This is a genomic window from Bradyrhizobium sp. (assembly GCF_030646015.1).
In the GTDB taxonomy this organism is placed as follows: Bacteria; Pseudomonadota; Alphaproteobacteria; order Rhizobiales; family Xanthobacteraceae; genus Bradyrhizobium.
Genome location: NZ_JAUSLT010000166.1, coordinates 25,886 through 32,500, shown reverse-complemented (window position 1 = coordinate 32,500; position 6,615 = coordinate 25,886). Strand labels below are relative to the sequence as shown.

The window sequence follows — 6,615 nt, the reverse complement described above, 5'->3', positions numbered from 1 at the left end:
GAATCTGGAACTTGTTGTCGGTGAGATCGGCAACGCGTTTGGTGAAGAATTCGACGCCGCCGTACAGCGTATCGAGGGATTTCGGCCAGCTGGCCGCCAGCCGCCACTTAATTTCAGGCATTGATTGTGCGATGGCGGGCGCGGCGACTGCGCTCGCGGCAAGACCAATACCGCCGGCCTTCAGAAATTCACGACGCTTCATGTGCTTCCTCCTCTGTGTTTTTTTATGTCGCGTTATCGACGAGGGGCAACGATCTTGATTGTCGCTTTTTTAAATCGCCGACGGTCGACTGAGATTGGTACCTGAATCCAGACCCCGAAAACAAACCCCCAAATAAACCAATTGGCCTTTTTTGGGCCCGACCGAACTCTGGACATCCCGAACCGTGGGCAGGATGACCAATCGGTTCCCAGGAATCAAGGGTGTCGCTTCGGCTTCCTTCACGACGCAGGTGCGAACAGGCCCCGCAATGCTGCGCCTTCGACTAAAGTGCACGTTTGGCGGGCAGCGACGCGCGGCGCCGCGGGCTGCCGCGCTCGCCGTGATCTGCTAGGCAGGGCCAGGCAACCGCACCGGAGAATGTGTGAATGGCGGGCAAGAAGGTTGTTATCGCGGGCGCCACGGGCCTGGTGGGAGGCGCCGCCTTGCGGCATTTCGGCGCCGCCGGCGGATCCGAAGTGGTCGCACTGTCGCGGCGGAAGCCGCGCCAGCTCTACGGCGCCCGTCACGTCGCGGTAGACCTGACCGACCCCAACCAGTGTCAGCACGCGGCCGCGGAGCTGCGGGGCGCCACCCACCTCGTCTACGCCGCGCTCTATGAGGCGCCGAACCTGGTCGATGGCTGGCGCGATCCCGGCCAGATCAGCACCAATGACGCCATGCTGCGCAACCTGATGGCGGTTCTCCAGCCGGCCGCGCCAACGCTGCGCCATGTGGCGCTGCTGCAGGGCACCAAGGCCTATGGCGTTCATGTTCGCCCGCTCAAGGTGCCGGCGCGGGAAGGCCGCTCGGAAATGTACGAGCAGCCGAATTTTTACTGGGCGCAGGAGAATTTTTTGCGCGGACTGCAGCCGGGCAAGGCAGATCTTGGGAAGAATTGGCACTGGAGCATTCTGCGGCCCGTCCTGATCGTTGGCGAGGCCATCGGCGGCGCCATGGACCTGATCCCGCCGCTCGGCGTCTATGCCGCCATGCTGCGCGAGCAGGGCAGGGCGCTGGACTACCCGGCAGGTGCGGCACGGGTGTCGCAGGCGGTCGACGTCGACCTGCTGGCGCGCGCCATCGCCTGGAGCGGCGAGGCGGAGGCGGCGCGCAATGAAGTGTTCAACGTCACCAATGGCGACGTCTTCACCTGGGAAAATGTCTGGCCGGCGATAGCGGAAGCGCTGGACATGAAACCGGGCGCCGCCGTTCCATTGTCGCTGGCGCAAGCCTGGCCGCAATGGATCGCGCCATGGGACGCGCTCCGGAAAAAACATGATCTGGCATCGCCCGGCCTCGAAGCCTTCGTCGGCCTGTCGTTCCAGTACGCCGACTACACCATGCGCTATGGCCAGACCGAACCGGGGCCGCCCGCGCTCGTCTCGACCGTGAAGATCAACCAGGCCGGTTTTACCGAGATGATGGACACCGAAGTGATGTTCCAGAAATGGTTCAGGCAGGCGCGGGCGAGCCGGTTGTTGCCGTGAGGTTTCTTCACCCTCCCCTGGAGGGGGAGGGTCGGCTCACATGGAGCGCAGCGAAATGTGAGGCGGGGTGGGGTGAAGGTCTCTCCACTCGGGCACCGTTCGAAACGAGAGACCGTCACCCCACCCCGCCGCTCCTTTCAGTCGCGTCGACCTTCCCCCTCCAGGGGAGGGTAAGTGAATCATGCGATGCTGGACGGATACGCGTCAGCTTGCGGCAAACGCCGCTTCCATCGCCTTGCGGGTCTTGATGGTGTCGTTGTTGGCGTCGAACTCGACATCGCTCCAGCGCACCACTTCGCCATGGGCGACGTCATTCTTCAGTTTTAGCCGGTGCGCGAGCCCGATCGGCAGCGCGCCTGCGGCAAGGCTTGCCGCCGCCGGCATCAGTTTGCCCCACACCGTATAGCCGCCTTCGCCGTCGAGCATTTCGCCGGCGCGCAAATGGCGTTTTGCGACGGAGGCGACGTCGCCCCTGAATCCGAGCGGCTGACCGGTCGGCTCGTTGCGCAATGCCGCCGACAGGATCGAGATGTTCAGCTCGAGCCCGATCAGATGATACGGCTTGTACATCGCCGCATAGCGCCCTGAGGCGTCGGTCTTGAGGCCGTACTGCTTAAAACAGTCCGCGGCATAATCGTTCGGCGCTTCCAGCACCACATAGACGCCCCAGCGCAGGTCGCGGAACACCGGGCGGCCGTCGCGCTCCAGCGACGACACCACTTCCACCACGCCGGATTTCTCCAGCACGCCGCCCGCCTCGCGCGGCCGCATCACATGCGGCAGGTCGTCGACGCCGCAGGGCGGGAACAGCAGGCCGCCGCCGGGTACGTCCAGCCCGGTGGCATTGGCGATCGCCGCCATTTCAATGGCGGACTTGGTGCCGTCGAGAAACGAATTGAACATCTGCGGGTTCATGCCGGCGGACTGCGCCTCGCCTGCCGTCAGGCCGTAATGGCCCCAGACGCCTTCCGGCGTGACGTCGTGATAGGCGGGCAGATATTTTGTGCCCTTGCCGGCGGCGACGACGCGAAAGCCTGTGGCACGGGCCCAGTCCACCATCTCGGCGGTCAGCGCCGGCTGGTCGCCATAGGCCAGCGAATAGACCACCCCGACCTTGCGGGCTTCCTCGGATAGCAGCGGCCCCGCCAGCACGTCGGCCTCGACATTGACCATGACGATATGCTTGCCGGCCGCAATCGCGGCGCGGGCGTGCCGGATGCCGACGGCGGGATTGCCGGTGGCTTCCACGATCACTTCGATAGGGCCCGACGCCGCCTTGGCGCCGTCGTCGGTAAATGTCGTCGCCGCGATCCGCTCCGCATCCCAGCCGACGGTGCGGCAGGCCTCGCGGGCGCGTTCCGGATCGAGATCGACGATCACGGGCACCTCCAGCCCCGGCGTATGCGGCACCTGGGCCAGAAACATCGAGCCGAATTTGCCGGCGCCGATCAGCGCCACGCGGACGGGTTTGCCGGCTGCATGGCGGGCAGTGAGGAGGTGATGCAGGTTCATGGGGAAGGGGATCCGGTTGAAAATGAACGTGTCCCGGACGCGGTGCAGCGCTTTTCGCGCTGCTCCGCAGAGCCGGGACCCATGGGAATCGGTGGGAGCGCAGTATGGGCCCCGGCTCAACAGCGCATCACTTCATGCTGCGCTGCGTCCGGGGCACGAGAGATATATCCTACTCCGCCGCCTGCCGGTGCGCCCGTGCCAGACGCAGCAGCGCATCGTCATCCACGGTCTGGATCGGGGTAAAATCGCGATGCGCGATGTATTCCGGCCGCGTGGGGGTACGGATGTAGTTGGAAACCGCGTTCAGCGTCAGGTACACGATCTTGCGCGGATAGGGCGTGATGTTGCCGGCCGAGCCGTGCACCAGATTGCCGTGGAACATCAGCATGCCGCCGGCCTTGCCGGTCGGCGCGACGATGCCGCCGTCCTTGACCAGGCGCGTCACGGTTTCCTCGTCCAGCGTCCACAGCGGGTAACTGGTGGTCTCGAGATCGTGCGAGGCCTTGAGGTCTCCGGCGGTCTGGCTCTTCGGCACCAGCATCAGGGGGCCGTTGATCGGCATCACCTCGTCGAGGAAGATCGCGATGTTCATGGCGCGCGGCTGCGGCATGCCGTCGTCGCGTTTCCAGGTGCCGTAATCCTGGTGCCACTGCCAGACGTCCCCGGTGAAGGCCGATTTGGCGTTGATCTTGTACTGGTGCATGTAGACCTTCTCGCCGAAGATCTGTTCGACCGGTTCGATCATGCGCGGATGGGCGCCGAGCAGCCCGAATGCCTCGTTGTAGAGATGGGCGGCAAAGGCGGTGCGCGGCGCGCCGCTCTTTTCGCGCCAGACTTCGGGGCGTTTGGTGTCGTAGATGCCCTCCGCCTCGCGCGCCAGCAGCGCGACCTCTTCGGGGCTGAACAATTCGGGCAGGAACAGCCAGCCCTCGCGGTTGAAGTCGTCGATCTGTTGCTGGGTCAGTTTCATCGGTTGCTCCCTTGGCTCTGTTCTTGTCTTCGTCATGGCCGCGCTTGTCCCGGCCATCCACGCCCTGGCTTGCCTATGCAGCTCTCGCTGTCGCTTTCAGCCGCTCCTCGGTCATTCGTCCGGCGCCGAGCGCATGCGCCAGCGCGGCGCCTTCCGCGGCTTTCGCATTGCCCGACAGAATATGCGCGGCGATGGTTTCGTGTTCGCTCCAGGCGCTCTGGCGATAATCCAGCTCGGCCAGCACTGTCGCCATGGAGCGGCGCATATGCGGCCATTGCGGCCCGATCATTTCCTCGATCGCGGGATTGCCAGACAGCCGGTAGATCGCGCGGTGAAAATCGACGTCGAGCGCGATCAGCTTCGCCAGCGGTGTTTTCTTGTCGACCCCGCGCCCGGCGCGCAACGCCGTTTCGAGATCCACGCGTGCTGCCGTGTCGGTCTTGACGCGCCCGGCGGCGAGCCTTGCCGCCAGCGCATCGATGGCGCCGCGCACCTCGTAGAGCTGGCGAATCCGCACCGGATCGAGCTGCGTGACCTCAAAGCCCTTGCGGCCGCTTTCGGCAACGAGCCCCTGCCGGTGCAGCAGATGCAGCGCGTGGCTGACCGGCTGGCGCGAGACGCCGAGCTGTTCGGCGAGCTCGTTCTGCCGGATGCGGTGCCCCGGCGGCAGGGTGCGATCGACGATGCCGTCGAGAATCCGCGCATAGACCTGGTCGATCAGGTTCGGGGTCGGGTCGAGCGGGGTCATGGCGCGTCCGGTTGGAATACGGAATTCCGTATTCGGAAATTAACGACGGGGTACGCGGCCGTCAAGGGCCCGCTACGATGTCGTAGCCTGGATGGAGCGAAGCGAAATCCGGGACCCATGTTGAGGCGGGCGCGCCCCGTATTCCGCTTCGCTCCATACGGGCTACGGCCGTGTGCCGATCCGCTTCCAGTAGAACAGCGCCCCGCTCAAGCCGCCATGCGGCTTGAAAGCGTAGTCCGGAATTTCGCCGGCCAGGGTAAAGCCGAGTTTCTCGTACAGTCCCGCCGCGCCGCCGTCGGTCGCGGTGTCCAGCACCAGCAGCGTTCGCCTGCGCTCGACCGCCAGTTGTTCGGCCGTCCGCATCAAGGCGGTGGCGATGCCGCGGCCGCGGTGGCTGCGGCGGGTCATCATCTTGGCGATTTCGGCGCGATGCGGCTGATTGGGCGGGCAGTCGAGCAGCAGGGTGACGGTGCCGGCGAGCACATCGCCGTCCCAGGCGCCGAGAATGATCCGCTGGTCGCGGCCGGCTGCCGTCAGCGCGTTGTCCCAGAAGGCATCGGCCGCTTTCGGCTGCAGCGGATGCATGAAGCTGACCGATCCGCCGTGCGCGACCGTCTCGATCAGGATCTCACTCAGCATTCTCAGAGTATCGGGCGAGGCACTTAGTGCATTGATCTCGATCGCGGACATGATGGTTCGGCCCCAAAACAAAACAGATTCGTGAGTCGGCGATGGCGTTTGATCAAGTGCGATCGACTGCCCGCGCCTGCTTGATTTCCGCAATTCTCTCGACGTCCTCGATCTGGAGATGGCGGCCGCGCTCCAGAATTTCCAAGGTGTACTCTTCGTAGGTGAGCCCCAGCCGTTCGGCTTTCCGGATCCGAAACATGACGATCCCGGGCGAGGGGTTTTTCCACGCCGCGCGGTGCGCCGCCTTCCAGCAGAAATAGTTTCCGATGCCGCCATTGCCCCATTCCGGCGTGTGCTCCTCCAGCGGCGGCCCGCCATTGTGACCGGCGGGCGCGCTCGTTTCTTCGCGGATGTCGGTCGGCGTGCTGGAGGCATTGGTCCCATGCATCGCGCTAGCTCCGTGCGAGGGCGACGAGATAGGTGCAGGGGGCTTTGCTCTCGTTGGCGAAGGTGGTTTCCGCCGGCGCACCGAAGCCAAGGCAGTCGCCGGTGGCCAGCACACTGCGCTCGCCATTCTCGGTGATGACGAGCTCGCCTGTCTGCACCCAGACCGCCTGGCGGATCCGTGCATAGGACGAGGCCGGAAGCACGACGCTCTTGCCGGCGGGCATCTCGACCTGGATGATTTCGACGGGATGGTCGGGCCGGCCGAACACCTGCTTGCGCGAATAGCCGGTCGCGGGATCACGCCACACCGGCTGGTCGGCGGCGCGCGACAGCAGCGGCTGGGTGGCGTCGCCTTCAGCACGCACCAGCAGGCCCGCCAGCGTCAGGTCGAAGGCGCTGGCGAGCCGCACCAGGATCACCGCGGTGGGGCTCAGTTCCTCGCGTTCGATCTTGCTGATGGTGGCCTTGGAGACGCCGGATCGTTCGGCCAGATCCGCCAGCGACCAGCCACGCGCGTCCCGCTCCAGCCGCAGCCGGCGCGCGATCCGGGTCCCGGTGCCGTCTCCTATAATTGACATTCGTCTCTTATAGTAGATTAAGCCGACCACGGCAAGGCGCG

At 65.2% G+C, this 6,615-nt stretch carries 8 protein-coding genes (1 of these 8 running past the window's edge); 1 reads left to right on the top strand and 7 read right to left on the bottom strand.

Translation table 11 applies throughout. The features are described from left to right. Window positions 1–202, bottom strand: the 5' end (the start) of a protein-coding gene (locus Q7T45_RS24680; RefSeq protein WP_304874402.1) for a TRAP transporter substrate-binding protein. Its footprint begins 887 nt before the window's first position; only the first 202 of its 1,089 coding nucleotides appear in the window; the start codon lies at window positions 200–202; the stop codon falls past the left edge of the window. Window positions 203–588: 386 nt separating this feature from the next. Between Q7T45_RS24680 and Q7T45_RS24675 the strand changes: the two genes are divergently transcribed. Continuing rightward, a complete protein-coding gene (locus Q7T45_RS24675; protein ID WP_304874400.1) occupies window positions 589–1,689 on the top strand; it encodes an NAD-dependent epimerase/dehydratase family protein in 1,101 nt (366 codons plus the stop codon). Window positions 1,690–1,893: 204 nt separating this feature from the next. Here Q7T45_RS24675 and Q7T45_RS24670 read toward each other — a convergent pair whose 3' ends face one another. From Q7T45_RS24670 to Q7T45_RS24645, 6 genes are all read right to left on the bottom strand, one after another. Next, window positions 1,894–3,201, bottom strand: a complete 1,308-nt coding sequence (locus Q7T45_RS24670) for an NAD(P)H-dependent oxidoreductase (protein WP_304874399.1) — start codon at window positions 3,199–3,201, stop codon at window positions 1,894–1,896. A 169-nt stretch (window positions 3,202–3,370) separates the two neighbouring features. Beyond that, the gene (locus Q7T45_RS24665) at window positions 3,371–4,171 is read right to left on the bottom strand and encodes a phytanoyl-CoA dioxygenase family protein (protein WP_304874397.1); all 801 of its coding nucleotides are present in this window, start codon (window positions 4,169–4,171) and stop codon (window positions 3,371–3,373) included. Between the two features lie 73 nt (window positions 4,172–4,244). Beyond that, complete coding sequence (locus Q7T45_RS24660) at window positions 4,245–4,919, bottom strand: GntR family transcriptional regulator (protein ID WP_304874396.1); 675 nt, start codon at window positions 4,917–4,919, stop codon at window positions 4,245–4,247. A gap of 162 nt (window positions 4,920–5,081) precedes the next feature. Further along, window positions 5,082–5,609, bottom strand: a complete 528-nt coding sequence (locus tag Q7T45_RS24655) for a GNAT family N-acetyltransferase (protein WP_304874394.1) — start codon at window positions 5,607–5,609, stop codon at window positions 5,082–5,084. 52 nt (window positions 5,610–5,661) lie between these two features. Continuing rightward, entirely contained in the window at window positions 5,662–5,997 is a 336-nt protein-coding gene (locus tag Q7T45_RS24650) for a hypothetical protein (protein WP_304874393.1), read from the bottom strand. Window positions 5,998–6,001: 4 nt separating this feature from the next. Continuing rightward, window positions 6,002–6,574 (bottom strand): XRE family transcriptional regulator, encoded by a 573-nt coding sequence (locus Q7T45_RS24645; protein ID WP_304874391.1) that lies wholly within the window; start codon window positions 6,572–6,574, stop codon window positions 6,002–6,004. Window positions 6,575–6,615: the final 41 nt, after the last annotated feature.